This window comes from Pseudoalteromonas sp. UBA2102 (assembly GCF_002331165.1).
Taxonomy (GTDB): Bacteria; Pseudomonadota; Gammaproteobacteria; order Enterobacterales; family Alteromonadaceae; genus Pseudoalteromonas; species Pseudoalteromonas atlantica.
Genome location: NZ_DCYU01000025.1, coordinates 6,257 through 6,642, shown reverse-complemented (window position 1 = coordinate 6,642; position 386 = coordinate 6,257). Strand labels below are relative to the sequence as shown.

Annotated in this window: 2 tRNA genes; both read right to left on the bottom strand. The window is 42.0% G+C overall.

Annotated elements, in window-relative coordinates:
* Nucleotides 1–159: 159 nt before the first annotated feature.
* Nucleotides 160–235, bottom strand: a tRNA-Thr gene (locus tag B2R65_RS02770).
* 11 nt (nt 236–246) lie between these two features.
* Nucleotides 247–321 (bottom strand) — tRNA-Gly (locus B2R65_RS02765).
* Nucleotides 322–386: the final 65 nt, after the last annotated feature.

Below are 386 nucleotides of genomic sequence, written 5' to 3'. Positions count from 1 at the left end.
GCGTTCAAACTTTTCTTTTGCCATGACGGAACCTATCAGTTTTGTGTATCTAGATTACATATGAAAATAATCCACCAGAGGTAGATTAATTTAATTTTTTCAAATTTCAAATAGTTTTTTCTGACAGATAAAGGAAGTATTCAAGGAGATTCATATGACTGGTGCTGATAGGCAGATTTGAACTGCCGACCTCACCCTTACCAAGGGTGCGCTCTACCAACTGAGCTATATCAGCAACACCATAATTGGAGCGGGCAGCGGGAATCGAACCCGCATCATCAGCTTGGAAGGCTGAGGTAATAGCCATTATACGATGCCCGCTTTAGGAACCTGTTCTTAAACTACCTCTAACCGTCAAGAATAAAGTGGTGGAGGGAGCTGGATTC